The 25,625-nt window shown below is 58.6% G+C and carries 20 protein-coding genes and 2 tRNA genes; 17 read left to right on the top strand and 5 right to left on the bottom strand.

The features are described from left to right. The first annotated feature begins 20 nt into the window (after nucleotides 1-20). Genes fepD through HFD92_RS10095 form a run of 3 tightly spaced genes read left to right on the top strand, consistent with a single transcriptional unit; the run spans nucleotide 21 to nucleotide 2,775 of the window. On the top strand, nucleotides 21-1,007 hold the full coding sequence (fepD, locus tag HFD92_RS10105; RefSeq protein ID WP_167428888.1) for a Fe(3+)-siderophore ABC transporter permease: 987 nt from the start codon (nucleotides 21-23) through the stop codon (nucleotides 1,005-1,007). Continuing rightward, complete coding sequence (gene fepG / locus HFD92_RS10100) at nucleotides 1,007-1,987, top strand: iron-enterobactin ABC transporter permease (protein WP_185185201.1); 981 nt, start codon at nucleotides 1,007-1,009, stop codon at nucleotides 1,985-1,987. The genes fepD and fepG overlap by 1 nt, the downstream gene beginning before the upstream one ends. Further along, nucleotides 1,984-2,775, top strand: coding sequence for an ATP-binding cassette domain-containing protein (locus HFD92_RS10095; RefSeq protein WP_111208929.1), 792 nt, complete (start codon nucleotides 1,984-1,986; stop codon nucleotides 2,773-2,775). Before fepG ends, HFD92_RS10095 begins: the two co-directional genes overlap by 4 nt. Nucleotides 2,776-2,803: 28 nt before the next feature. On the opposite strand, the gene HFD92_RS10090 is transcribed toward HFD92_RS10095, so the two are convergent. From HFD92_RS10090 to fes, 3 genes are all read right to left on the bottom strand, one after another. Then, the gene (locus HFD92_RS10090) at nucleotides 2,804-6,724 is read right to left on the bottom strand and encodes an enterobactin synthase subunit F (protein ID WP_167428887.1); all 3,921 of its coding nucleotides are present in this window, start codon (nucleotides 6,722-6,724) and stop codon (nucleotides 2,804-2,806) included. After that, nucleotides 6,717-6,938 (bottom strand): MbtH family protein, encoded by a 222-nt coding sequence (locus HFD92_RS10085; RefSeq protein ID WP_009092432.1) that lies wholly within the window; start codon nucleotides 6,936-6,938, stop codon nucleotides 6,717-6,719. The genes HFD92_RS10090 and HFD92_RS10085 overlap by 8 nt, the downstream gene beginning before the upstream one ends. An 85-nt stretch (nucleotides 6,939-7,023) precedes the next feature. Next, complete coding sequence (gene fes / locus HFD92_RS10080) at nucleotides 7,024-8,250, bottom strand: enterochelin esterase (protein ID WP_167428886.1); 1,227 nt, start codon at nucleotides 8,248-8,250, stop codon at nucleotides 7,024-7,026. A 239-nt stretch (nucleotides 8,251-8,489) separates the two neighbouring features. On the opposite strand from fes, the gene HFD92_RS10075 reads away from it, so the two are divergent. Further along, entirely contained in the window at nucleotides 8,490-10,754 is a 2,265-nt protein-coding gene (locus tag HFD92_RS10075) for a TonB-dependent siderophore receptor (protein WP_167428885.1), read from the top strand. Nucleotides 10,755-10,837: 83 nt separating this feature from the next. On the opposite strand, the gene dacB is transcribed toward HFD92_RS10075, so the two are convergent. Beyond that, nucleotides 10,838-12,271 (bottom strand): serine-type D-Ala-D-Ala carboxypeptidase, encoded by a 1,434-nt coding sequence (gene dacB, locus HFD92_RS10070; protein WP_009092423.1) that lies wholly within the window; start codon nucleotides 12,269-12,271, stop codon nucleotides 10,838-10,840. Between the two features lie 250 nt (nucleotides 12,272-12,521). On the opposite strand from dacB, the gene greA reads away from it, so the two are divergent. Beyond that, entirely contained in the window at nucleotides 12,522-12,998 is a 477-nt protein-coding gene (gene greA / locus HFD92_RS10065) for a transcription elongation factor GreA (RefSeq protein ID WP_009092422.1), read from the top strand. A gap of 106 nt (nucleotides 12,999-13,104) precedes the next feature. Here greA and yhbY read toward each other — a convergent pair whose 3' ends face one another. After that, on the bottom strand, nucleotides 13,105-13,398 hold the full coding sequence (gene yhbY / locus HFD92_RS10060; protein ID WP_009092420.1) for a ribosome assembly RNA-binding protein YhbY: 294 nt from the start codon (nucleotides 13,396-13,398) through the stop codon (nucleotides 13,105-13,107). Nucleotides 13,399-13,525: 127 nt separating this feature from the next. Between yhbY and rlmE the strand changes: the two genes are divergently transcribed. From rlmE to truB, 12 genes are all read left to right on the top strand, one after another. Then, nucleotides 13,526-14,155 carry a 23S rRNA (uridine(2552)-2'-O)-methyltransferase RlmE gene (rlmE, locus tag HFD92_RS10055; protein ID WP_009092419.1) on the top strand — a complete coding sequence of 210 codons (630 nt, stop codon included), beginning with the start codon at nucleotides 13,526-13,528 and terminating at the stop codon, nucleotides 14,153-14,155. Nucleotides 14,156-14,268: 113 nt separating this feature from the next. Then, on the top strand, nucleotides 14,269-16,194 hold the full coding sequence (gene ftsH / locus HFD92_RS10050) for an ATP-dependent zinc metalloprotease FtsH (protein WP_009092418.1): 1,926 nt from the start codon (nucleotides 14,269-14,271) through the stop codon (nucleotides 16,192-16,194). 79 nt (nucleotides 16,195-16,273) lie between these two features. Next, the gene (gene folP / locus HFD92_RS10045; protein ID WP_167428884.1) at nucleotides 16,274-17,107 is read left to right on the top strand and encodes a dihydropteroate synthase; all 834 of its coding nucleotides are present in this window, start codon (nucleotides 16,274-16,276) and stop codon (nucleotides 17,105-17,107) included. Nucleotides 17,108-17,109: 2 nt separating this feature from the next. After that, the gene (gene glmM, locus HFD92_RS10040) at nucleotides 17,110-18,444 is read left to right on the top strand and encodes a phosphoglucosamine mutase (protein WP_009092414.1); all 1,335 of its coding nucleotides are present in this window, start codon (nucleotides 17,110-17,112) and stop codon (nucleotides 18,442-18,444) included. Nucleotides 18,445-18,661: 217 nt separating this feature from the next. Next, nucleotides 18,662-19,000: a preprotein translocase subunit SecG gene (gene secG, locus HFD92_RS10035; protein WP_009092412.1), complete on the top strand. Its 339-nt coding sequence runs from the start codon at nucleotides 18,662-18,664 to the stop codon at nucleotides 18,998-19,000. Nucleotides 19,001-19,037: 37 nt separating this feature from the next. Beyond that, nucleotides 19,038-19,124: transfer RNA gene (locus HFD92_RS10030), tRNA-Leu, on the top strand. Nucleotides 19,125-19,183: 59 nt separating this feature from the next. Beyond that, nucleotides 19,184-19,260: transfer RNA gene (locus HFD92_RS10025), tRNA-Met, on the top strand. 211 nt (nucleotides 19,261-19,471) lie between these two features. Then, nucleotides 19,472-19,924, top strand: a complete 453-nt coding sequence (gene rimP / locus HFD92_RS10020) for a ribosome maturation factor RimP (RefSeq protein WP_009092411.1) — start codon at nucleotides 19,472-19,474, stop codon at nucleotides 19,922-19,924. Nucleotides 19,925-19,948: 24 nt separating this feature from the next. Beyond that, nucleotides 19,949-21,436 (top strand): transcription termination factor NusA, encoded by a 1,488-nt coding sequence (gene nusA, locus HFD92_RS10015; RefSeq protein ID WP_009092410.1) that lies wholly within the window; start codon nucleotides 19,949-19,951, stop codon nucleotides 21,434-21,436. A gap of 17 nt (nucleotides 21,437-21,453) precedes the next feature. Beyond that, complete coding sequence (infB, locus tag HFD92_RS10010; RefSeq protein WP_009092409.1) at nucleotides 21,454-24,147, top strand: translation initiation factor IF-2; 2,694 nt, start codon at nucleotides 21,454-21,456, stop codon at nucleotides 24,145-24,147. A 65-nt stretch (nucleotides 24,148-24,212) separates the two neighbouring features. After that, on the top strand, nucleotides 24,213-24,620 hold the full coding sequence (gene rbfA / locus HFD92_RS10005; protein WP_009092407.1) for a 30S ribosome-binding factor RbfA: 408 nt from the start codon (nucleotides 24,213-24,215) through the stop codon (nucleotides 24,618-24,620). Next, nucleotides 24,620-25,564 (top strand): tRNA pseudouridine(55) synthase TruB, encoded by a 945-nt coding sequence (gene truB / locus HFD92_RS10000; RefSeq protein WP_167428883.1) that lies wholly within the window; start codon nucleotides 24,620-24,622, stop codon nucleotides 25,562-25,564. Before rbfA ends, truB begins: the two co-directional genes overlap by 1 nt. Nucleotides 25,565-25,625 lie beyond the last annotated feature (61 nt).

Genomic DNA, 25,625 nt, shown 5'->3' with positions numbered 1-25,625 from the left:
CTGGTGAAGGCTTAAACGTTATGCGTCAATGTCGCGCAATCGCAGGTTCAGGGATGCTGCTGTTGCTACTTTTCGCGCTCAGTCTGATGCTGGGCGCCAAATCCATTCCCCTCCATGAGGTCACTCAGGCCCTGTTCACCGACTGCACCCGCGTCGATTGTGTCATCGTGCGTGACGCCCGGCTGCCGCGCACGCTGGCGGGGGTGCTGGCCGGATGCAGCCTGGGGCTGGCAGGGGCGCTGATGCAGAGCCTGACGCGAAATCCTCTGGCCGATCCCGGCATTCTGGGGGTTAACGCCGGTGCGGGTTTTGCGGTCGTACTGGGAATCGCCCTGACCGGCGCAGACTCCCCGGCTGACTGGCTGGGCTTCGCCTTTGCCGGTGCACTGCTGGCCTCTCTGCTGGTGGCGCTGACCGGCGCCGTGGGCGGCGGTCGGGTCAGTCCGGTGCGCCTGACCCTGGCGGGGGTAGCGCTGGGTGCGGTGCTGGAGGGATTAACGTCCGGGCTGTCGCTGCTCAATCCTGATATCTACGATCATCTGCGTTTCTGGCACAGCGGCTCGCTGGATATCCGCAGTTTCGCCATTCTGCGCGCCACCTTGCCGGCCTTCGCTGTCGGCAGCGTGCTGGCACTGCTGCTGGCACGTTCACTGAACAGCCTGAGCATGGGCGGTGATATGGCGACCGCACTGGGCACCCGCGTGGTGCGAACGCAGCTGACGGGCCTGCTGGCGATTGCGCTGCTGAGCGGCGCGGCGACGGCCGCTGTCGGCCCCATCGCCTTTGTCGGCTTAATGACGCCACACCTGGCACGCTGGCTGCTGGGCAACGACCATCGCTGGCTGCTGCCGGGAACCCTTGTGATGACCCCCTGCCTGCTGCTGGCCGCCGACATTCTGGGACGGCTGCTGGTGCCGGGCGAGCTGCGCGTGTCGATTGTGACCGCCATTCTCGGCGCGCCGATGCTGATTGTGCTGGTTCGCCGCCGGCCGGGAAGAGGGCTGTGATGAAACGCATCATAATCAATGCGCTTTTACTGCTGGTTGCCTGCGGCATCCTGGCGTTTATGGGGCTGACACACGGCACCCCCTCCCTCTCTCTGCAGCAGTTGTGGACGCTCTTCAGCGGGGAGGCGGCGCGCAATGTTCAGCTGATTGTGCTGGAGTGGCGTCTGCCACGCGTCACGATGGCGCTGCTGCTGGGGGCCGCGCTGGGCGTCAGTGGTGCGATTTTTCAGTCACTGCTGCGTAACCCGCTGGGCAGCCCCGATATTCTCGGTTTCAACACCGGGGCATACAGCGGGGTGCTGGTCGCGCTGGTGCTGTTTCAGCAAAACATGGCGGGCATGACGCTGGCGGCACTGGCGGGCGGGCTGCTTACGGCGGCGGTGGTCTGGCTGTTCAGCTGGCGCAACGGCGTGGAGACCTTTCGTCTGATTATCGTCGGCATCAGCGTGCGGGCGCTGCTGATGGCGCTCAACAGCTGGCTGATTATCAGCGCCTCCCTGGAGGCGGCACTGAGCGCCGGGCTCTGGAGCGCCGGTTCACTTAACGGCATCACCTGGGCGAAGACGCTTCCCGTGACGGTTGTGCTGCTGCTGGCGCTGCTGGCAACGGGAATGCTGGCCCGGCGCATGCGTCTGCTGGAGATGGGCGATGACACCGCCTGCGCCTTAGGGGTTCCGGTGGAACGCAGCCGCGTCATGCTGATGCTGACAGGCGTGATCCTGACTGCGGCCTCAACCGCGCTGGCCGGGCCTCTCTCTTTTATTGCGCTGCTGGCGCCGCAGATTGCACGGCGTCTCTGCGGAGGCGTCAAAGGCGCACTGCCGCTGGCTGCGCTATGCGGTGCGCTGCTGTTAATCGCCGCAGACTACGCCGCACAGCATCTTTTCCTGCCTTATCAGCTGCCGGTCGGTGTCATTACCGTCAGCCTGGGCGGACTCTATCTGATTGCTCTGCTGATTCGGGAGGCGCGACGCCAGTGAGAGAGAAAACACGTTTGCAGGGTAAGGCGCTGACGCTGGGTTACGACAAAAAGATCGTGGCGGAGCATCTCTCGGTCGCGATCCCCGACGGTGAACTGACCGTCATCATCGGGCCTAACGCCTGCGGAAAATCGACGCTGCTGCGCACCCTGAGCCGGCTGGTGACGCCGCTGCAGGGCGAGGTGCTGCTGGATGGTCAGACGATCGCGCGGTATGCCACCAAAGAGGTGGCGCGGCGACTGGGGCTGCTGCCGCAAAGTTCCAGTGCGCCCGCGGGCATCAGCGTCAGTGAACTGGTGGCACGCGGACGTTATCCACACCAGACGCTGTTCGGACGCTGGCGACAGGAAGATGAGGCGGCGGTGAAGCAGGCGATGCAGGCCACCGGGGTGGCCGATCTGGCCGCCCAGCCGGTGGATACGCTCTCTGGCGGTCAGCGGCAGCGGGTCTGGATCGCGATGGTGCTGGCGCAGGAAACCCCCTTACTGCTGCTCGACGAACCCACCACCTGGCTGGATATCACGCATCAGATTGAGCTGCTGGAGCTGATGCAGGATCTCAATCAGCAGCATGGCCGCACGCTGGTGGTGGTGCTGCACGATCTTAATCAGGCGTGCCGTTACGCCAGCCACCTGATTGCGATGCGTGACGGAAAAATCATCGCTGAAGGGAAACCGGCGGAGATTGTGACGCCAGCGCTGATTGAAGCGATCTACGGCCTGCGCTGCGTCATCATCCGCGATCCGGTAGCCGGCACCCCGATGATTGTGCCGTGCGGAAGAGGCTGACCGGCACCCTCTCCGCAGGAGAAGGCGGCTACGGATTCAGCGACGCCAGTATCTGCTGCAGGCGGGGACCGATCTGTTCAAACAGGCGGGGTGAGACGATCTCAACATGGGCACAGTCCAGCGGCCAGATCGTCAGACCGCCGAGGTAAGGTGCCCAGGCGCGACGTGCATCCTGACCGGGCTGCTGCGTCTGTTGCGCCAGAAACAGCGTCGCCTGTCCGCTGAAACGGGCACTGCGGGCCGTGGCCAGCAGCCGCACGGAACGGGCGTAATTGCGCTCAATGGTGGTGAACAGCGTCTCCATACCTTCACCCGCCTGCTGACGCTGCGTCGCGATAAACTGCTCGCGCTCGCGGTTAACCTCCTCCAGCACTGCCGGATCCAGCACGTTCTCGCCGCGCCGTGCATCCCAGTTTTGCGTTTCCGGCGGCCAGGTGTCGAGCAGCCCGAGGAAGGCAACGGTTTCGCCTTCCGCTTCCAGCCGCGCGGCAATTCCCTGTGCCAGCGTGCCGCCCAGCGAGTAGCCCAGGAAATAGTAAGGCCCCTGAGGCTGCTGCTGTCGTACCGTCGCCAGATGGGCATCACACACCGCATCGAGATGCTGCGCCTGGCTGAGCGGGCTGGTGAGGTCGGGTGACTGAATGCCCAGCAGCGACCAGCGCGGGTCCAGATAACGCGTTAATGCGCTGAATTGCCAGGCAAAACCGGAGGCGGGATGGAAACAGAACAGCGTCGGGCCCGTGCTGCGCCGCAGCGGCAATACCGTCTCAAACCCGGCGCGGGTCGCCCCGGCAGAGGGGCCGCTGAGCAGAGCCGCCAGCTGTTCCACCGTAGGGGCCACCATAATCTGCCCCACCGACACCGGCTGATCCAGCGTCCGGCGCAGCTGCGCCGCCAGCCGCATCGCCAGCAGCGAATGCCCTCCCAGCAAGAAAAAGTCATCCTGTGCGCTGACCGACTCGCGCTCCAGCAGCGAAGCAAACGCCTGAGCCAGCGTGCTTTCCAGTCCAGGGCAGGGCGCGCGCCCGGCGATTCTGGCCTGGGTCTGTGGCAGCGGCAGGGCTTTACGATCGAGCTTGCCGTTGCTGCTGAGCGGCAGGCTCGCCAGCTGAACAATCGCCACCGGCACCATGTGTGCGGGCAGCCGGGTGGCCAGCCGCTGGCGCAGGGCGTCCGCGTCAATCGTCTCATCGGCGACGACATAACCGATCAGCTGTCGGGCATCACCCTGCTGATCGCCGCCGCCGCCCAGCACGGCCGCGTGCGTCACCGCCTGCTCAATGCCCGGCAGGGCGGCCATCGCCAGATCGATCTCATTCAGCTCAATGCGCTGTCCGCGAATTTTAAGCTGATCGTCACTGCGGCCCAGATACTCCACTGCGCCATCCGGCAGCCAGCGTGCCACGTCGCCGGTGCGATACATCCGGGTGCCGTCACCCCAGGGATCGGCCACAAAGCGGCTGGCCGTGAGGTCGGGACGATCCAGATAGCCGTGCGCCAGCTGGACGCCGGTCAGCCAGAGATCGCCGGCAATGCCCGGCGGCACCGGCTGCAGACGGGCATCCAGGATCCGCAAGCCGGTGTTCCAGACCGGGAAGCCAATCGGTACGCTGGCGCCTTCAACGGCGGCCAGCTCTGCGCCGGAGGCCGGATAGTAGCTGACATCCACCGCCGCTTCGGTCGGGCCATAGAGGTTATGCAGCGGCACCCCGGTCAGCGTCTGCCACTGACGCGACAGCGCGGCGGGCAGTGCTTCACCGCTGCAGAAGACCCGACGCAGGGTTGCGCAGCAGGCTGCCGCCTTCTCCTCCTGCAGCGCAGCGACAAAGGCGGCCAGCATCGACGGAACAAAGTGGGTGGTGGTCACGCGGTAGCGGGCAAACAGCTGCCTCAGCGCCTCAGGGTCGCGGTGCGCATCGGGCGGCGCCATCACCAGCTGCGCACCGGCGATCAGGGGCCAGAAGAACTCCCAGACGGAGACATCAAAGCTGCCCGGCGTCTTCTGTAACACCACATCATCCTGACCCAGCGGATAGAGATCCTGCATCCATAACAGGCGGTTGACGATCGCGGCGTGACTGACCAGCACGCCTTTTGGCCGCCCGGTTGAGCCGGAGGTGTAGATGAGGTACGCGCCATCCTGCGGGGAGGGCGCCTGCGACGGCATCGCCTCAGCGGGGGTTAACAGCGTGTCGTAAAACAGCGGTGTGACCGGCGAGAGCGCCGCCAGCCGGTCAGCCAGTTCACGGCGGGTGATCAGCGCTTTCGGCGTGGCGTCTGCCAGCATCATCTTTAATCGGTCGTCGGGATACCCGGTGTCGAGCGGCAGCCAGGTGGCCCCCACGCTGACGATCGCCTGCAGCGCCAGCGATAAAAACACGGAGCGCGGCAGCGCCACGGCGACAATATCTCCGCGCGCCACACCCCGGGCGATCAGCTGCTGTCCCAGCGCGGCGACCTGCTGCTGCATCTGCTGATAGCTGAGCTGATGCGACGCATCGGCCAGCGCCGGTGCCTGCGGCGTTCGTTCAGCCTGCTGCTGCAGCAGGCTGCTCAGCGTGGCCGGGGGAAGCGTCACGGCGGTCTGATTGATCGCCGCCAGCTGCCGGTGCTCGTCCGGCATCAGCATATCCAGCTCGCCACAGGCACGCGCGGGCTGGCTGGCGAGCTGGGAGAGCAGCCGATCAAAACGGCGCGCATGCTGCTGCACCAGGGCGTCACTGTAGCGCTGCGCGTTTGCCAGCAGCGCCAGCGTCAGATCGCCCTGATCGTTCAGATAGATAGCCATCTCCAGATCGCGAACCGGGCCGGACGCCAGCTGATGGGTGATGCCCGCTGTACCGGCGAAATCGAGCTGGTAGTCGAACATCTTCAGGTTAATCACCGGCCCGTAAAGCGGATCGCTGTCGCCGTGACGACCCAGATCGCGCTGCACCTGCTCTGCGTCATAGCGCTGATGACGACGCATTTTTCTGACTTCACCCGCCAGCCGGGCCGCCAGAGCTGCCAGCGGCTGGGCCGGATCGTAATGCACTGCCAGAGGCAGCACGTTGATCACCGGACCGGTGGCGCAGAGCGCCGCCGAGCCGATGCGGCGCATAAAGATGAAACCGGCGGCAAAATCGTTCTGACCGGTCAGACGCGCCAGCCACAGCGCCACCAGCGCCACGGCCGTATCTGCCGCGCTGAGGTTCTGCTGCCCGGTGTGCTCAAGCAGCTTCTGAAAGGCGCTTCGATCCACCGTGATGCTGTGACGCCGCAGATCCGTGCTGGCGTGCTGACCGGCCAGCGGCAGCGGGGAGAGGGAGGCGGGGGCGGGTAACGCCATACCTTTCTCCAGCCAGAACTGGCGGTCGCGCAGCCAGGCTGCCGATTGCTGATAGCGCTGATACTCCTCAACCACCTCGCTGAACGGCACAAACGGCGTCGGCGGCGGCGTGTCGCCGCGCTGCCAGGCGCTGTAGAGATCGGCGATACGGCGGGTCAGGGCGGTAAAGCTGAAACCATCCACCACCAGATGATGGTAGCGCTGATACCAGTACCACTGCTCCTCACCCAGTCGCAGCAGGCTGTGGTGGCAGAGCGGCGCACCGCTCAGCACCCGCAGATCGCCCGACAAATCCTCCTGCATCCGCGCCCGCGCGGCGGCGTGCGGATCGACGGCGCCGCGCAGATCGATCACCTCGGGTAAGCGGAAATGCTGCGCGACAGGCCACTGCAGCGGCTCGCCGTCCCGCTCGCCAAAGGCCATGTTCAGGGTGTCCGCCTCCTGCATGCCCGCCACGATAGCGCGGGAGAGCAGCGCGCTGTCCAGTGCGCCCCGCAGTTCCACAAAATGTGCCACGGCGTAGGCATTGCGGTAGGGCGAGAGCTGGTCAGCGATCCAGATTCCGGGCTGGGCAGCCACCAGCGGCAGCGTTTTCTGTGGTGTCAGAGAGCGTTCAGACATGATCGCTCCGGCTGGCTTCTGCGGTGACGGGGCGGATATCGTGCCAGTGTTCATTCAGCCACGTCAGGCAGTGTGCCTGTGGCGCGGGGCCCCATACCGGCTGCCACCCGGCCGGGATCGCACAAAAGGTGGGCCATAAGCTGTATTGCTGACGATCGTTCTTCAGTACCAGACACGCCTGCTGCGGGTCGTCAAAAGGGTGAGGTTGTTGCATATTAGTCTCCTGACCACCATCGCGGAGCGCGCTGACGCCCCGATTCTGCCCGTGGTACCCTACAGTGGCGGGCAGGCGGCGGACGTTAAGCGAATGAGGATGATGGCCACAGGGTTTTCAGGCCGGTCAGCAGCCCGCCGCGCCAGCAGAGTGCATCGTGACCGCCTTCCACCGGATGATAGCTGACCTGATGTCCGGCATCGGTCAGATCGCGCTGAAACTGCTGATTTGCGGCCAGAATCAGCCGCTCGCGCCGACCCGCTTCCAGATAAAAGCGCCGTGGCGGTGCCTGCAGCAGGCCCTGCTGTAACTGCTGCGGCAGCCAGCCGCTGGGATCGTCGCGCCCGGGCCACCAGAAAGAGCCGGAAAGGCTGACGGCACCGGCAAAGGTGTCGGGCCAGGTCAGCGTGGCGTAAGCGGCAGCGAGTCCGCCAAAACTCTGGCCGATCACCAGCGTGCGGTCGCTGTCGATACGGCAGGGCGTCTGGTGCGCAACCTGTGGCAGCAGCTCATGCTGAACGGCCAGCCAGAAGTCAGGGTTGCAGGTCAGCTCGCGCGTGCGGTGTTCGCGATCGATGATGTCGATCATGACATAGACCGCCGGGGGCAGTTCGCCTGCCGCGGTGAGCTGCTGAAGCGGACCGGCAACCGGCATGCTGTGCGCCCAGAACTGTCCATCCAGCAGCAGTGCCAGCGGACGCGCGCCAGCATCGGCCTCGCCGGTTACACAGATCCAGATCTGACGCTGGTTTCCCAGCCGTTTGCTGCGCCACAGAAAGTGTTGCAGCGGTACTGCGGCGGCGCGGCCTTCATCGACCGCCCGCCAGACCTGCTGGTCGGGCGCATGAGGCAGGTGCAGCGGCGAGTGTGACATGCCGCGTCCGCCCGCCCAGCCTCGCAGCGGATTGAGCGGGTCGTTTTGCGCCTGCGGAAATTTCTGCTTCCACCACTGCCGTAACGCCTGCGCATCGCTCTGGCCGGTAAACGGCTCGGCCTGCGCATCCGGGATCAGAAAGTAGCTGCCACGCCAGTCAGCGGGCAGGGTGGTTTGCCACCACCAGACATCGGTGTGGGCCAACGGAGAGAGTGAAACAGGGGCGGCGGCATGATGATGATCGGTCACGCCGGTAATGTTGATCCAGACGCGGCGGGTGTCCGATCTCTGTGTGTCGCCCTGCGGATCGCGCCAGAAAAAGGTGACCTGACAGGTGCCCGCGTCACCCGGTTCAATCAGCGGAATCCCCCGCTGCTGCTGCTGTTGCCACCAGCGTTCACTGCCGGTTTCTTCGTTTAACCAGGTCATACGCGCCATCGTTCGAACAGACGAAATCTGTGACATAAATGATATAAATAATAGTATTGATAATTATTTGCATTTGCAATAGGGTGTTTCCGCTCGTCAGGGCGTGTGTGCATTTTCTCTGCCGCACCGGCTTTCAGCGGGGTGTCTCGCGGTGCTGAAATCAGCCGGGCAGGAAGGGGATCAGGGACATTACCTTTTTACCGGCGCGCTGGCAGTGGCATCCCTGCTGGTCGTCCAGGAACAGAAAAATGAAAAAGTTATCGCGGCTTTCACTGGCCATTATGATTGAACTGGGTTTCACCGCCTCTCTCATCTCTGCCGGTGCCGTGGCGGCCAGCAGCAGCGACCCGGCGCTTAATGGCACCGCGTCAGACAGCCTTAACGACAGCACCATGATGGTGACCGCCGCCGAGCAGACGCTGCAGGCGCCGGGTGTCTCGACCATTACCGCCGACGAAATCAAAAAGCACCCGCCGGCGCGCGATGTCGCCGAAATCATCCGCACCATGCCGGGCGTCAATCTGACCGGTAACTCCACCAGCGGTCAGCGCGGCAACAATCGTCAGATCGACATCCGCGGCATGGGCCCGGAAAATACCCTGATCCTGATTGATGGTCTGCCGGTGACCAGCCGTAATGCCGTCCGGCTGGGCTGGCGTGGCGAGCGTGACACGCGCGGCGACAGCAACTGGGTGCCGCCAGAGATCATCGATCACATCGAGGTGATCCGCGGCCCGGCAGCGGCCCGTTACGGTAACGGGGCGGCGGGCGGCGTGGTCAACATCATTACCCGAAAAGAGATGGATCATCAGTGGCACGGCTCGTGGAGCGCCTACTACAACGTGCCGGAGCATAAGGATGAGGGGGCCTCCCGACGCACTAACTTCAGCCTTGAGGGGCCGCTGGGGGATGATGTCAGCTTCCGCCTCTATGGCGGGCTGGCAAAAACGCAGGCAGATGCGTATGACATCAATGAAGGGCACGCCGCCGCCCGTACCGGAAGCTACGCCGGATCGTATCCGGCGGGCCGCGAAGGTGCGGTCAACAAAGACATCCATGGTCTGCTGCGCTGGGCTTTTGCGCCGATGCAGGCGCTGGAAGTGGGGGCCGGTTTCAGCCGTCAGGGCAACCTCTACGCCGGGGATACGCAGAACACCAACACCAGTGATCTGGTGAAAAGTAAATATGGTGATGAGACTAACCGGCTCTATCGGCAGAACGTCTCTGTCAGGTGGACCGGCGCCTGGGACAATGGCGTCAGTACCAATACGTATGCGCAGTATGAGAATACCCGCAACTCCCGGCTGAACGAAGGGCTGGCGGGCGGGACGGAGGGCATCTTCTCCGACAGCCGTTTCAACACCATCCAGCTGGATGATCTGCTGCTGCACAGTGAGATCAGCGTGCCGTTTGAGTGGCTGGTGAATCAGACGGCGACCTTTGGCACCGAGTGGAATCAGCAGCGGATGAAAGATCCGTCGTCAACCACGCAGGCTGCCAGTTACGGTTCCATTCCGGGGATCGCCACCACCGGCCGCTCTCCCTATTCTCAGGCGGAGATTTTCTCGCTGTTTGCCGAAGACAACATTGAGCTGACCGACAGCACCATGCTGACGCCGGGAGTGCGTTTTGATCATCACTCGATCGTGGGCGATAACTGGAGTCCGTCGCTCAACCTGTCTCAGGGGCTGGGCGATGAGCTGACTCTGAAAATGGGTATCGCCCGTGCTTATAAAGCGCCGAGCCTCTATCAGACCAACCCCAACTATCTGCTCTACAGCAACGGCCAGGGCTGCGCCGCCAGTGCCGGTGCCTGCTACCTGATGGGGAATGATGATCTGAAAGCAGAAAACAGCATCAACAAGGAGATTGGGCTGGAGTGGAAGCGTGACGGCTATCAGGCCGGACTGACCTGGTTCCGTAACGACTACCGCAACAAGATCGACGCGGGCAGGGTGCCGACCGGCACCGCCTCTAACGGCAAAACGGACATCTACAAATGGGAAAACGTGCCGAAAGCCCTGGTCGAAGGCGTGGAAGGCACGATCAACGTTCCCTTCTCCGACAGCGTGACGTGGAACAACAACTTCACTTACATGCTGCAGAGTAAGAACAAAGAGACCGGGGACCGCCTGTCAGTGATTCCGGAATATACGCTCAACTCTACGCTCAGCTGGCAGGCGATGGCGGATCTCTCGCTGCAGACCACCCTGACCTGGTATGGCAAGCAGGTCCCGAAGAAGTATGACTATAAAGGTAACGCCGTCACCGGCAGTGCAACCGATCAGGTCAGCCCCTATTCGGTGCTCGGCATGAGTGGCACCTATGACATTAACGCCTCTGTCAGCGTCACTGCAGGCGTCGATAACCTGTTCGATAAGCGTCATTTCCGTGAGGGCAATGCACAGACCACGGGTAATACGCGAACCGGCGCTTACCTCTACGGGGCAGGGGCCAACACCTTCAATGAGTCGGGCCGCACCTGGTACATGAGTGTGAACACCCGCTTCTGATCGATTCAGTAATAATCGGGCCGGGAGGAGACGATTAAAACGCAGCAGGTCGATGACCCGCTGCGTTTTTTGTTACGCGCGCATCAGTTGTTCTGATTGATATCGCGGTAGAGCCGGCTCTCAAAACGCACCAGCGGAATACGGCGGGTACGCTGATCCTCTGGCGGAACCGCATAGCCGGAGAGGAACTGCACAAAGGCAACCCGCGCACCGCTGGAGGTGGTGATAAAGCCCGCCAGGTTATAGACCCCCTGCAGGGAACCGGTTTTCGCCGAGACTTTGCCATCCAGTCCCGCTTCATGCAGCCCGCCGCGATACTGCAGCGTGCCGTCATAACCCGCCAGCGGCAGCATTGAAATGTAATCCAGCGTATTGTCATTCTTCGCAATGAATTGCAAAACCTGCATCATGGTCTGCGGCGAGATCAGGTCATGGCGTGACAGACCGGAACCATCCACCTGAATGCTGTTGCCCATATCGATGTTGGCTTTGGCTTTCAGTATGCGGCGTACGGCGTCCTGACCGGCGCGGAACGTGCCAGGCACATTGAAGTAGTGGTGGCCGATGGTGCGGAACACCGTATCAGCAATCATGTTGTCTGACTTCTTCAGCATGGTGTGCAGCAGGGTATGCAGCGGCGCAGACTGGGTGGAGGCGAGCACGGTGCCCGGCTCGGTGACCTGTGTCTGACGAACCAGATGACCACTGTAGTCGATCTCTGACGCGCGCAGTTCCGCCTTGAGGATCTCGCCCGCCCAGGCCGCGCCATCCTGCACGGCAAAGGCCAGCGGCAGCGGCTCTGCACGCTGACGCATACAGCCGGTCAGGGTATAACGGTTCAGTTCACCCGGTACCACATCCAGTTCGCAATATTGCCCTTCGCCGCTGTTGCGGCCCAGAGTGCGAACCTGACTGTACATGTGTGCCGGATAGTAGGAGGCGATGCGGACAAACGCGTTTTCGCCCGGCGAACTGGCGCTGTAAAGCGACACCGAGAAGCAGTTCTTATCCACAATGGCGGCCCCTGGCGGGGCGCTGAAGCACTGGGTCATATCGTTCCACGGCCAGCCCGGAGCCATGTCGTGACTGGCAAACACGGAGGTATCAATCACCAGGTTGCCTTTGATATGGTTAATGCCCTGCTTCTTTATCGCCGCCACCATATTGCGCAGATCCTGGCGGCTTAAGGTGGGATCACCGGCGAAACGGGCGACTAAATCGCCGTTCAGCGTGCCATCCACGATAGAGCCTCGGGTCTCAAAGGTGGTCTGAAAACGGTAATCGCCGCCCAGTTCCAGCAACGCCGCGAGCGCCGTCACCACTTTCATGGTACTGGCGGGCAGGGCCATCTGTTTGCCGTGGTAATCGATGATCGGGGTTGATGCGCCCACTTTCTGCACCATCAGCGCCAGATTGGCGCCGTCTGGCAGGTACTGCATGTATTCATCAACTGGCGCTGCGTGTGCCTGCAGCATAAATGCGCAGCTTAATCCGGTAACAAGTCGTGAAAATCGCATAATCTCGCGGTAACTGGCAGGTGAGGGCGTCAATACTACGTCGCTGGGTGGTGCAAAGTAAACGATGACCCGCAGGGAACTCTGGGGTAAAATACGTATCAAATTGCAAAACTCTTTTCTGGCCTGGAAGCATCTCCGGGTCAGGATTCTTTTATTTGCAAAAAACGGGCTAATGCGCCGCAGAACGCTTTTTTCTGCAGTCACCAGTCAGGATGACACCGTTAAACAGGAAAGATGGCGAGGAGCTTAAATGAATCAGATTCCGATGACGTTGAGAGGCGCTGAAAGATTGCGCGAAGAGCTGAACGAGCTGAAAACCGTGAAGCGCCCGCGCATTATCGCCTCTATCGCTGAAGCACGCGAACATGGCGATTTAAAAGAGAACGCGGAATATCACGCTGCGCGTGAAGAGCAGGGGTTCTGCGAAGGCCGCATTCAGGAGATTGAAGCCAAACTCTCTAATGCGCAGGTTATCGACGTAACGCAGATGCCTAAAACCGGACGCGTAATCTTTGGCGCAACGGTAACCGTACTGAATATCGAAACCGACGAAGAGGCGACTTATCGCATCGTCGGCGATGACGAAGCGGACTTTAAGCAAAATCTGATTTCTGTCAATTCGCCAATGGCGCGTGGCCTGGTGGGTAAAGAGGCGGATGATGTCGCCATCATTAAAACCCCAGGCGGCGACGTTGAGTATGAGATCCTGAAGGTGGAATACCTTTAAAGTGTTGCTACGCTTTGAAAAGCGCTAAAGCACAATGTAAAGAAAGGAAAAAGGCCGCAATGCGGCCTTTTATCTGAGGTGGGAGCATGGCACTTTCTTTGCCCACTTAGCGTGGCAGAGAAATTTTGCTCTCCTTAGAGGGGCGATACAGCACCAGCGTTTTGCCGATCACCTGTACGTTGCTGGCACCGGTCTCACGCACGATAGCGTCAACGATCAGCTGTTTCGTTTCACGATCTTCCGAGGCGATTTTCACCTTGATCAGTTCGTGATGCGACAGAGCCTGCTCGATTTCGGCCAGCACGCCTTCAGTCAGGCCATTGCCACCCAGCATAACGACCGGCTTGAGCGGATGGGCGAGGCCCTTGAGGTGCTGTTTTTGTTTGGTACTTAGATTCATCGTAGTTTTTTACTTACTCAGGGATTGAAAACGGTTCATTCTACCGCCATCTCGGGTATATCACCAAATCGGCGCAACCCACTGCGTGCAGGTTTATCGCTACGATGACGATTTAACTGGAAATATTATGACGGGTAAAAAGCGTTCGGCCAGCTCGAGCCGCTGGCTTCAGGAACACTTTAGCGATAAATATGTACTTCAGGCGCAGAAAAAAGGGTTGCGTTCGCGTGCCTGGTTTAAACTTGATGAAATACAACAGGGTGACAAGCTTTTCAAACCCGGTATGACCGTGGTAGATCTGGGTGCTGCACCCGGTGGCTGGTCGCAGTATGTTGTACAGCAAATCGGGAACAAAGGGCGCATCATTGCCTGTGATATCCTGCCAATGGATCCGATAGTCGGTGTCGATTTCCTTCAGGGCGATTTTCGTGAAGAATCGGTGATCAATGCGCTGCTTGAGCGCGTTGGCGAAGAGAAAGTTCAGGTTGTCATGTCCGATATGGCGCCGAATATGAGTGGTACACCTGCCGTAGATATTCCCCGGTCGATGTATTTGGTCGAGCTGGCGCTGGAGATGTGTCGGGATATCCTGGCACCCGGCGGAAGTTTTGTAGTGAAAGTGTTTCAGGGAGATGGCTTCGATGAATACCTGCGGGAAATTCGCTCCCTGTTTACGAAAGTGAAAATTCGTAAGCCGGACGCTTCACGGTCACGTTCACGTGAAGTGTACATTGTGGCGACTGGGCGCAAACTATAACCAAATTGCTGGAGTTGTCCGCAGCTGTGCTGCGATTCCATGTATGCAGGATCTATAGTACCCTACGCTATCTGTTAACACCGTTGTAATATGAGGTTAATCCCTTGAGTGACATGGCGAAAAACCTGATTCTCTGGTTAGTCATCGCGGTCGTGCTGATGTCAGTATTCCAGAGCTTTGGGCCCAGCGAGTCGAATGGCCGTCGGGTTGATTATTCAACCTTCCTGTCGGAAGTGAACCAGGATCAGGTCCGCGAGGCACGTATTAACGGGCGTGAAATTAACGTTATTAAAAAAGACAGCAATAAATACACCACCTACATTCCTGTCAACGATCCTAAGTTGCTCGATAACCTCTTGACCAAAAACGTCAAAGTGGTTGGCGAACCGCCGGAAGAGCCGAGCCTGCTGGCTTCCATCTTCATTTCGTGGTTCCCGATGCTGCTGCTGATCGGTGTGTGGATCTTCTTTATGCGTCAGATGCAGGGCGGCGGCGGTAAGGGCGCGATGTCCTTCGGCAAAAGCAAAGCCCGCATGCTGACGGAAGACCAGATTAAAACCACTTTTGCTGACGTAGCCGGTTGTGACGAAGCGAAAGAAGAAGTGGGTGAGCTGGTTGAGTACCTGCGTGAGCCGAGCCGTTTCCAGAAGCTGGGCGGTAAAATTCCTAAAGGCGTGCTGATGGTGGGGCCACCGGGAACCGGTAAAACCCTGCTGGCAAAAGCGATTGCCGGTGAAGCGAAGGTGCCATTCTTTACCATCTCCGGTTCTGACTTTGTGGAAATGTTTGTCGGTGTCGGTGCATCCCGTGTGCGCGACATGTTCGAACAGGCCAAAAAAGCCGCGCCCTGCATCATCTTTATCGATGAGATCGACGCCGTCGGTCGTCAGCGTGGTGCCGGTTTAGGCGGGGGTCATGATGAACGTGAACAGACGCTGAACCAGATGCTGGTGGAGATGGATGGTTTCGAAGGTAACGAAGGTATTATCGTTATCGCCGCGACGAACCGTCCTGACGTACTGGACCCGGCGCTGCTGCGTCCAGGTCGTTTTGACCGCCAGGTTGTGGTGGGTCTGCCTGATGTCCGTGGTCGTGAGCAGATTCTGAAAGTGCATATGCGTCGTGTGCCGCTGGCAACCGACATCGATGCCGCCATCATTGCGCGTGGTACGCCTGGCTTCTCCGGTGCTGACCTTGCCAACCTGGTCAACGAAGCCGCACTGTTTGCAGCCCGTTCCAACAAGCGTGTGGTGTCGATGGTTGAGTTCGAAAAAGCCAAAGACAAGATCATGATGGGTGCGGAACGTCGCTCTATGGTCATGACCGAATCGCAGAAAGAGTCGACGGCTTATCATGAAGCGGGCCACGCGATCATCGGTCGCCTGGTGCCAGAGCACGATCCGGTGCACAAAGTGACGATTATCCCACGCGGCCGTGCGCTGGGTGTGACCTTCTTCCTGCCTGAAGGCGACGCGATCAGCGCCAGCCGTCAGAAACTGGAAAGCCAGATCTCGACCCTCTACGGCGGTCGTCTGGCAGAAGAGATCATCTACGGCGCAGAACATGTTTCTACCGGTGCGTCGAACGACATTAAAGTCGCGACCAACCTGGCACGCAACATGGTCACGCAGTGGGGCTTCTCGGACAAACTGGGTCCGCTGCTCTATGCAGAAGAAGAGGGTGAAGTGTTCCTTGGCCGTTCTGTTGCCAAAGCAAAACACATGTCTGATGAAACGGCCCGTATCATCGACCAGGAAGTGAAGCACCTGATCGACAGCAACTACCAGCGTGCCCGTCGCATCCTGGGTGAGAACATGGACATCCTTCACGCAATGAAAGACGCGCTGATGAAGTATGAAACCATCGACGCACCGCAGATCGACGACCTGATGGCGCGCCGCGAAGTGCGTCCGCCAGCGGGCTGGGAAGATCCCGGCAGCAACTCAGACAGCAACGGTACGCCGAAGGCACCGCGTCCGGTCGATGAACCGCGTACGCCAAACCCAGGCAACACCATGTCAGAGCAGTACAATAAATAAGACGTTATCTCGTCAGACAAAACCCCGGCTGGTCCGGGGTTTTTTACATCCGGATAGTGACCCGTAAGGAGTTTCCGCCATGAAGTTGTTCGCCCGTGATTCCCATCTCGATTTATCTTTTCCTCATGTGATGGGCATTCTGAATGTCACGCCGGACTCTTTTTCTGACGGGGGTAAACATAACGCGCTGGTCGATGCACTGACCCATACCAATGAGATGGTCAACGCAGGAGCCACCATTATCGATGTCGGCGGGGAATCCACCCGTCCGGGCGCGGATGAGGTGAGTGTGGAAGAGGAGCTGGAGCGTGTCATTCCCGTCATTGATGCCATTGCCCAGCGGTTCGAAGTCTGGATTTCCGTGGACACCTCTAAAGCAGAGGTTATCCGCGAAGCCGCGCGAGTGGGTGCTCACATCATTAATGACGTGCGTTCGCTCTCTGAACCCGGCGCGCTGGAGGCGGCCGCAGCGACCGACCTGCCCATCTGTCTGATGCATATGCAGGGCGAACCCCGCACCATGCAGCAGGCTCCCGCTTACGACAACATTTCAAGCGAAGTGGACACTTACTTCGCTCAGCAGATTGCGCGCTGTGAAGCGGCGGGTATCAAAAAAGAACGGCTGATACTCGACCCGGGCTTCGGTTTCGGTAAGAATCTCAGCCACAATTATGAACTGCTGGCCCATCTGGGCGATTTTCACCACTTCGGCCTGCCGCTGCTGGTGGGAATGTCCCGTAAATCGATGATTGGCCAGCTGTTAAATGTCGGCCCGTCACAGCGTTTAACCGGCAGCCTGAGTTGCGCGGTGATTGCAGCCATGCAGGGCGCGCAGATTATTCGCGTGCATGATGTGAAAGAGACGGCTGAAGCAATGCGCGTGGTCGAAGCGACCCGAAGAGCAAAAGGATAAACATGAGTAATCGCAAATATTTCGGTACAGATGGCATTCGCGGCAAAGTCGGTGAAGCCCCTATTACCCCCGATTTCGTCCTGAAGCTGGGCTGGGCCGCCGGGAAAGTACTGGCGCGCCACGGTTCAAAGAAGATCATCATCGGAAAAGATACGCGTATCTCAGGCTACATGCTGGAATCAGCGCTGGAAGCGGGGCTCGCCGCGGCGGGCCTGACGGCGGCCTTTACCGGCCCAATGCCGACCCCGGCCATCGCCTACCTGACCCGCACCTTCCGCGCTGAGGCGGGCATTGTAATCTCTGCCTCGCACAACCCGTTTGATGACAACGGCATTAAGTTCTTCTCTTCCGAAGGGACAAAGCTGCCGGATGATGTCGAGGAAGCGATTGAGCTGGAGATGGAAAAGCCGATTACCTGCGTGGAGTCTGCGCAGTTAGGCCGTGCCAGCCGCATCGTCGATGCCGCGGGACGTTACATCGAATTCTGTAAGGGCACTTTCCCCAGCGAACTGAACCTGAATGGCCTGAAAATTGTGGTCGACTGTGCCAACGGCGCCACCTACCACATCGCGCCGAACGTGCTGCGTGAGCTGGGGGCGACCGTGATTGCCATCGGTGTTCAGCCGGACGGCATGAACATCAACAAAGAGTGTGGGGCGACCGATCTCAAACTGCTGCAGCAGCGTGTTCTGGCAGAGAAGGCGGATATCGGCCTGGCCTATGATGGCGACGGCGATCGCATCATGATGATTGACCATCTGGGTGACAAAGTCGACGGTGACCAGATCCTCTATATCATCGCGCGTGAAGCCCTGCGTCAGGGTCAGTTGCGCGGTGGCGTGGTGGGCACCCTGATGAGTAATATGGGCCTGGAGCTGGCACTGAAGCAGCTCGGCATCCCGTTTACCCGCGCCAAAGTGGGCGACCGCTATGTGCTGGAGAAGATGCAGGAGAAGGGCTGGCGTCTCGGCGCGGAGAACTCCGGTCACGTTATCCTGCTGGATAAAACCACCACCGGCGACGGTATCGTTGCAAGTTTGCAAGTACTTACTGCGATGGTACGTAATCACATGAGCCTGCACGACCTCTGCAGTGGCATGAAGATGCTGCCACAGGTGCTGGTTAACGTCCGCTTTGCCGGTGAGCACGATCCGCTGCAAAGCGAGGCGGTCAAAGCCGCAACGGCAGAGGCGGAAAAAGCCCTGGCGGGGCGCGGACGCGTGTTACTGCGTAAGTCAGGCACTGAGCCGTTGATTCGGGTGATGGTTGAGGGCGAGGATGAGGCGAAGGTAACAGAGCTGGCTAATCTGATCGCCGACCAGGTCAAGGCGGTTTAAAACGCCTGCAGGCAGTTCGCAGCAGGCTGAACTGCCTGTAAAATCACCGGGATGGCGCTTTTTTCTGCAATCAGTTTAGGAGGTGAAAATTGCACTTGCAGAGCTATGCGCCTTTGGTTAGTATTCACACCCGCTTCTGATGGGTGATGACGAGACTCCCCATCAATACTGGCTGAAGCTTTAACTGTACGATTATCGTGCAAGGAACAGGTTGAATATGTACGAAGCTCTTTTAGTTGTTTTCCTTATTGTAGCGATCGCCCTCGTAGGTATGATCATGCTGCAGCAAGGCAAAGGCGCTGATATGGGAGCCTCATTCGGTGCAGGCGCATCCGGTACGGTGTTTGGTTCTTCGGGTTCAGGTAACTTCCTGACGCGCACAACTGGCATCTTAGCGGCTCTGTTCTTCATCATCAGCCTGGTTCTGGGTAATCTGAACAGCAATAAAGCCTCGAAAGGAAGCGAGTGGGAAAATCTTTCTGCGCCGGCGCAGTCTTCTCAACAGACTGAAAAGCCAGCTCAACCGGTTACACCGGGCAGCGATATTCCTAAGTAAGGTCGTCAACACAACGCATCGTTGTGGTCAGTGTAGTGCCGTGGTGGTGGAATTGGTAGACACGCTACCTTGAGGTGGTAGTGCCCGATTGGGCTTACGGGTTCAAGTCCCGTCCTCGGTACCAAATCGTAGTATCACTTGCATTTTATGCAGGTCTGGCGTAATATTCGCCACGTTTTCGGACGCGGGGTGGAGCAGCCTGGTAGCTCGTCGGGCTCATAACCCGAAGGTCGTCGGTTCAAATCCGGCCCCCGCAACCACTTTCCCTTTGAGTTATTTTTCAAATATACTGTGTGCATCGACGGACGCATTCACGGCTGATTTTTGAAAGAAAATTCTTTGGATGGAGTCCGGGCCGCATTGCGGCAGACAGGGTCCAGTGACTAAAAGCCCCGAATATTCGGGGTTTTTTGTTATTAGCGAATCGTAATACTGGGCTATAGGCCCTTTTTTTATGTCTTGGGGGTGGGCTTGTCCACATTAGAGCAAAAATTGACAGAGTTGGTATCGGCTCCGGTAGAAGCGCTGGGTTACGAACTGGTTGGTATTGAATTCGTTCGTAGTCGCACATCTATTCTGCGCATCTATATTGATAGTGAAGATGGCATCAATGTCGATGATTGCGCCGATGTCAGCCACCAGGTAAGCGCCGTAATGGATGTAGAAGATCCCATTACCGTGCCTTACAACCTTGAAGTCTCTTCACCGGGACTCGATCGTCCTCTGTTTACCGCAGAACACTACACCCGCTTTATGGGTGAGGAAGTGACTCTGGTGCTGCGTATGGCCGTTCAGAACCGCCGTAAATGGCAGGGAATCATCAAGTCAGTTGATGGCGAGATGATCACGGTGCATGTTGAGGGTAACGATGTAGTGTTCGCGCTGAGTAATATTCAGAAAGCGAACCTGGTCCCCCACTTTTAAAAGTCCGGATTGAGGCTAACCAGGATGAACAAAGAGATCTTAGCTGTTGTAGAAGCCGTTTCTAACGAAAAAGCCCTGCCGCGTGAGAAAATCTTCGAAGCGCTGGAGAGCGCGCTGGCGACTGCGACCAAGAAAAAGTACGAGCAGGAAATTGAGGTACGCGTCAGCATTGATCGCCGCAGTGGCGACTTCGATACTTTCCGCCGCTGGGAAATCGTAGAAGAGGTGACTCAGCCGACGCGCGAGATCACGCTGGATGCGGCCCGCTTCGAAGATGAAGCATTCAATCTGGGCGATTATGTCGAAGATCAGATTGAATCGGTCACCTTTGACCGTATCACCACCCAGACCGCTAAGCAGGTTATCGTGCAGAAAGTGCGCGAAGCTGAGCGCGCAATGGTGGTTGATCAGTTCCGTGAGCAGGAAGGCGAAATTATCACGGGCGTGGTGAAGAAAGTTAACCGCGACAACATCTCCCTCGACTTAGGCAACAATGCTGAAGCGGTCATTCTGCGCGAAGACATGCTGCCGCGTGAAAACTTCCGTCCAGGCGACCGTATCCGTGGCGTGCTCTACTCCGTTCGCCCGGAAGCGCGTGGCGCGCAGCTGTTCGTAACGCGTTCCAAACCGGAAATGCTGATCGAACTGTTCCGCATTGAGGTGCCAGAAATTGGCGAAGAACTGATTGAAATTAAAGCCGCTGCCCGCGATCCGGGTTCGCGTGCGAAAATTGCAGTCAAAACCAACGACAAACGTATCGATCCGGTGGGTGCCTGTGTGGGCATGCGCGGCGCGCGTGTTCAGGCTGTTTCCAGCGAACTGGGCGGCGAGCGTATCGATATCGTGCTCTGGGACGATAACCCGGCGCAGTTTGTTATCAACGCCATGGCCCCGGCCGATGTGGCGTCAATCGTGGTTGATGAAGATAACCACACCATGGATATCGCCGTCGAAGCTGGCAATCTGGCTCAGGCGATCGGCCGTAACGGCCAAAACGTGCGTCTGGCATCACAGCTGAGTGGCTGGGAGCTGAACGTGATGACCGTCGATGATCTGCAGGCTAAGCATCAGGCTGAAGCGCATGCAGCGATCGATATGTTCACGAAACATCTCGACATCGACGAAGAGTTCGCCACCGTACTGGTGGAAGAGGGCTTCTCCTCGCTGGAAGAGCTGGCCTATGTGCCTATCAACGAGCTGCTGGAAGTCGACGGCCTCGACGAAGAGACCATTGAAGCCCTGCGTGAACGAGCAAAAAATGCGTTAACCACCCTGGCACTGGCGAAAGAAGAGAGCCTTGGTAATCAGGATCCTGCTGAGGACCTGCTGAACCTTGAAGGTCTCGATCGTGCGCTGGCGTTCCGCCTGGCGTCGAAAGGCGTTTGCACGCTGGAAGATCTCGCTGAGCAAGGTGTTGACGATCTGACGGATATTGAAGGCCTGTCTGATGAACAAGCCGGCGCGCTGATTATGGCCGCACGTAATATCTGCTGGTTCGGCGATGACGCGTAATAACAGGAAGGAACAGCATGACAGATGTAACCGTAAAATCGCTGGCCGCAGAAATTCAGACTCCGGTCGATCGCCTGGTACAGCAATTTGCTGATGCGGGGATCCCTAAGTCTGAAAATGACGCCGTGACCCAGCAAGAGAAAGAAACCTTACTATCTCATCTGAACCGTGAACACGGCCAGGTCGGTTCAGCTAAGCTGACGCTGCAGCGTAAAACGCGCAGCACCTTGAATATTCCAGGCACCGGGGGTAAAAGTAAATCGGTGCAAATTGAAGTCCGCAAAAAGCGTACCTATGTGAAGGGTGATGCAGAGGCTGAGCAAGCTCAGGCAGAAGCTGAAGCCGAGGCGCAGCGTGAAGCGGAAGAGCAGGCGCAACGCGAGGCTGAAGAGAAAGCCCGTCGCGAAGCTGAACAGAAAGCGCAACGTGAAGCCGAAGATAAAGCCAGGCGCGAAGCCGCTGAGAAGGCCAAACGTGCAGCAGCGGAAAATGACAAAGTGACAAATCAACCTACCGACGAAGTGACCAGGGCTGCGCAGTCTGACAAAGCCCGTCGCGAAGCTGAAGCAGCTGAACTGAAGCGTAAAGCGGAAGAAGAAGCTCGCCGTAAGCTCGAAGAGGCGGCCCGCCTCGTAGCCGAAGAAGCCCGCCGTCTGGCTGAAGAGAAATCAGCCGAGTGGGAAAAGCCGGAAGAAGAGGATAAAGGCGACTATCACGTCACCACTTCAACCCATGCCCGTCAGGCGGAAGATGAAAACGACCGTCAGGTAGAAGCTGGCCGTGCGCGTGCGCGTACCACGGCGAAAGCAACGCGTCCGGCGAAAAAAGGCAACAAACATTCCGAAGCGAAAACTGACCGCGAAGAAGCGCGTGCACAGGTTCGTGGCGGTAAAGGTGGCAAACATCGTAAACCAAGCGCACTGCAGCAGGGCTTCAACAAACCCGCTCAGGCCGTGAACCGCGATGTTGTGATTGGCGAAACCATCACCGTAGCCGAACTGGCGAACAAAATGGCGGTGAAAGGTTCTCTGGTCATTAAAGCGATGATGAAGATGGGCGCGATGGCGACCATTAACCAGGTCATCGACCAGGAAACCGCACAGCTCGTCGCAGAAGAGATGGGCCACAAAGTGACCCTGCGTCGTGAAAACGAGCTGGAAGAGGCGGTAATGGACGATCGTGACACCGATGCCGCGCAGGAAGCTCGCGCGCCGGTGGTTACCATCATGGGTCACGTTGACCACGGTAAAACCTCACTGCTGGACTATATCCGCTCGACCAAAATCGCCTCTGGCGAAGCGGGCGGCATTACTCAGCACATCGGTGCTTATCACGTTGAAACTGACAACGGTATGATCACCTTCCTGGACACCCCGGGCCACGCCGCGTTTACCGCGATGCGTGCACGTGGTGCGCAGGCGACCGATATCGTTATCCTGGTCGTTGCCGCAGACGATGGCGTGATGCCTCAGACCATCGAAGCTATTCAGCACGCCAAAGCGGCCAAAGTGCCGGTTGTGGTTGCGGTGAACAAGTGCGATAAGCCAGAAGCGGATCCGGATCGCGTTAAAAACGAACTGACCCAGTACGGAATCATTCCGGAAGAGTGGGGCGGCGAAAACATGTTCGTTAATGTCTCTGCGAAAGCGGGTACCGGCATTGATGACCTGCTTAACGCTATCCTGCTGCAGGCGGAAGTCCTGGAGCTGACGGCTATCCGTGCCGGTATGGCGAGCGGCGTGGTTATCGAATCGTTCCTCGACAAAGGTCGTGGTCCGGTTGCAACCGTGCTGGTTCGTGAAGGTACGCTGAACAAAGGCGACATCGTCCTGTGTGGCTTCGAATATGGCCGTGTTCGTGCAATGCGCGATGAACTGGGTCGCGAAGTCATGGAAGCGGGTCCGTCTATCCCGGTTGAGATTCTGGGCCTCTCCGGCGTGCCGGCTGCGGGTGATGAAGCGACCGTGGTACGTGACGAGAAGAAAGCACGTGAAGTGGCGCTCTATCGTCAGGGCAAATTCCGCGAAGTTAAACTGGCTCGCCAGCAGAAATCTAAGCTTGAGAACATGTTTGCCAACATGACCGAAGGCGAAGTCTCTGAACTGAACATCGTTCTGAAAGCGGACGTTCAGGGTTCTGTGGAAGCGATCTCTGACTCCCTGCAGAAACTCTCTACCGACGAAGTGAAGGTGAAGATTGTCGGTTCAGGCGTGGGCGGGATCACCGAGACCGATGCAACCCTGGCGGCTGCCTCTAACGCCATCATCCTGGGCTTCAACGTGCGTGCCGATGCCTCTGCGCGTCGCGTCATTGACGCAGAAAGCCTGGATCTGCGCTACTACTCCGTCATCTATAACCTGATTGACGAAGTAAAAGCGGCGATGAGCGGTATGCTGGCACCAGAGTACAAACAGCAGATTATCGGTCTGGCTGCGGTCCGCGACGTGTTCAAATCACCGAAGTTTGGCGCGATTGCCGGTTGTATGGTGACGGAAGGTAACATCAAGCGTCACAACCCAATCCGTGTCCTGCGTGATAACGTGGTGATTTACGAAGGCGAGCTGGAATCCCTGCGTCGCTTTAAAGATGACGTTAACGAAGTGCGTAACGGCATGGAGTGCGGTATCGGCGTGAAGAACTACAACGACGTTCGCGTTGGCGATATGATCGAAGTGTTTGAAATCATCGAAATTAAACGCACCATCGAGTAATCGACTGCTGATGTGTTGCAATTTGGGAGGCCTCTGGCCTCCCGAATTATTTGGGAGAAATAATGATGGCGAAAGAATTTGGTCGCCCGCAGCGCGTATCACAAGAGCTGCAAAAAGAGATTGCGATGATCCTGCAGCGTGAGATCAAAGATCCGCGTCTGGGCATGATGGTCACCGTATCCGGCGTTGAAGTGTCACGCGATCTCGCCTACGCAAAAGTGTTCGTCACTTTCCTGAATGACCAGGATGAGGACGCGGTGAAACAGGGTCTGAAAGCGCTGAAAGAAGCGTCAGGCTACATCCGCATTCTGCTGGGTAAAGCGATGCGTCTGCGTATCGTGCCGGAGCTGACGTTCTTCTACGACAACTCCCTGGTTGAAGGGATGCGCATGTCCAATCTCGTCACAAGCGTCGTGAAAAACGATGCCGAGCGCCGTGGCTCTGACGCCACCGGCGATGACGAGGAGGCGTAATGAGTCGTCCGCGTCGTCGCGGCCGCGACGTCCATGGCGTGTTGCTGCTGGATAAGCCGCAAGGCGTCTCGTCGAACGATGTCCTGCAGAAGGTGAAGCGGATATTTAACGCTAACCGCGCAGGCCATACCGGCGCGCTTGACCCGCTGGCAACCGGCATGCTGCCGATCTGCCTGGGTGAAGCGACCAAGTTTTCACAGTATCTGCTGGATTCCGACAAGCGCTACCGCGTGATTGCGCGGCTGGGTGAGCGGACCGACACGTCAGATGCCGATGGCAACCTCGTTCAGACACGTCCGGTCACCTTCAGTCAGGCCGACCTCGACAGCGCGCTGGAGAGCTTCCGCGGTGAGACCCTGCAGGTGCCTTCAATGTTTTCGGCGCTGAAGCATCAGGGACGTCCCCTGTATGAATATGCGCGTCAGGGCATTGAGATTGCGCGTGAACCGCGTCCAATCACGGTCTACGAACTGCAGTTTATTCGCTGGCAGGATAACGAGCTGGAGCTGGAAATTCACTGCTCGAAAGGCACCTATATCCGCAGCATCATCGACGATCTCGGTGAGAAGCTGGGATGCGGAGCGCATGTCATCATGCTGCGTCGCGTTCAGGTTGCCCGTTATCCGTATGAAAGGATGGTGACGCTGGAACAGCTCAACACCCTGCTGGCGGAAGCGACAGAAGCCGGCCTTCCTCTGGAAACGCAGCTCGATCCGCTACTGTTGCCAATGGACAGTCCTGCGTCCGATTTCCCGGAAGTAAACATCCCGCCTGCCGTGGCTGCGTTTTTCCGCCAGGGTCAGCCGGTTCAGGCCAGTCAGGCGCCCGCGCAGGGGCTGGTCAGGGTGTCCGAAGGTGAGGCGCGTAAGTTCATCGGGATGGCTGAAATTGCCGACGATGGCCGTCTGGCACCCCGTCGCTTAGTCGTGGAGTATCAGGATTAAGTCGTGCCTTCACTTTTCGCTGATGGGGCATTTGCGTTGCTATCGGGCGCAGAGTAGAATA

The organism is Pantoea sp. EKM101V (genome assembly GCF_011800325.1).
Classification (GTDB): Bacteria; Pseudomonadota; Gammaproteobacteria; order Enterobacterales; family Enterobacteriaceae; genus Pantoea; species Pantoea anthophila.
This window is presented reverse-complemented; position numbering and strand designations above follow the sequence as displayed.

Bases quoted from the DNA above. Each gene is read 5' to 3' on its own strand.
- dacB (WP_009092423.1), bottom strand. From the start codon at position 12,271: ATGCGATTTTCACGACTTGTTACCGGATTAAGCTGCGCATTTATGCTG.
- truB (WP_167428883.1), top strand. From the start codon at position 24,620: ATGAGTCGTCCGCGTCGTCGCGGCCGCGACGTCCATGGCGTGTTGCTG.
- infB (WP_009092409.1), top strand. From the start codon at position 21,454: ATGACAGATGTAACCGTAAAATCGCTGGCCGCAGAAATTCAGACTCCG.
- rbfA (WP_009092407.1), top strand. From the start codon at position 24,213: ATGGCGAAAGAATTTGGTCGCCCGCAGCGCGTATCACAAGAGCTGCAA.
- rlmE (WP_009092419.1), top strand. From the start codon at position 13,526: ATGACGGGTAAAAAGCGTTCGGCCAGCTCGAGCCGCTGGCTTCAGGAA.
- glmM (WP_009092414.1), top strand. From the start codon at position 17,110: ATGAGTAATCGCAAATATTTCGGTACAGATGGCATTCGCGGCAAAGTC.
- ftsH (WP_009092418.1), top strand. From the start codon at position 14,269: ATGGCGAAAAACCTGATTCTCTGGTTAGTCATCGCGGTCGTGCTGATG.
- folP (WP_167428884.1), top strand. From the start codon at position 16,274: ATGAAGTTGTTCGCCCGTGATTCCCATCTCGATTTATCTTTTCCTCAT.
- greA (WP_009092422.1), top strand. From the start codon at position 12,522: ATGAATCAGATTCCGATGACGTTGAGAGGCGCTGAAAGATTGCGCGAA.
- HFD92_RS10075 (WP_167428885.1), top strand. From the start codon at position 8,490: ATGAAAAAGTTATCGCGGCTTTCACTGGCCATTATGATTGAACTGGGT.
- HFD92_RS10090 (WP_167428887.1), bottom strand. From the start codon at position 6,724: ATGTCTGAACGCTCTCTGACACCACAGAAAACGCTGCCGCTGGTGGCT.
- fes (WP_167428886.1), bottom strand. From the start codon at position 8,250: ATGGCGCGTATGACCTGGTTAAACGAAGAAACCGGCAGTGAACGCTGG.
- nusA (WP_009092410.1), top strand. From the start codon at position 19,949: ATGAACAAAGAGATCTTAGCTGTTGTAGAAGCCGTTTCTAACGAAAAA.
- secG (WP_009092412.1), top strand. From the start codon at position 18,662: ATGTACGAAGCTCTTTTAGTTGTTTTCCTTATTGTAGCGATCGCCCTC.
- fepG (WP_185185201.1), top strand. From the start codon at position 1,007: ATGAAACGCATCATAATCAATGCGCTTTTACTGCTGGTTGCCTGCGGC.
- fepD (WP_167428888.1), top strand. From the start codon at position 21: ATGCGTCAATGTCGCGCAATCGCAGGTTCAGGGATGCTGCTGTTGCTA.
- yhbY (WP_009092420.1), bottom strand. From the start codon at position 13,398: ATGAATCTAAGTACCAAACAAAAACAGCACCTCAAGGGCCTCGCCCAT.
- HFD92_RS10085 (WP_009092432.1), bottom strand. From the start codon at position 6,938: ATGCAACAACCTCACCCTTTTGACGACCCGCAGCAGGCGTGTCTGGTA.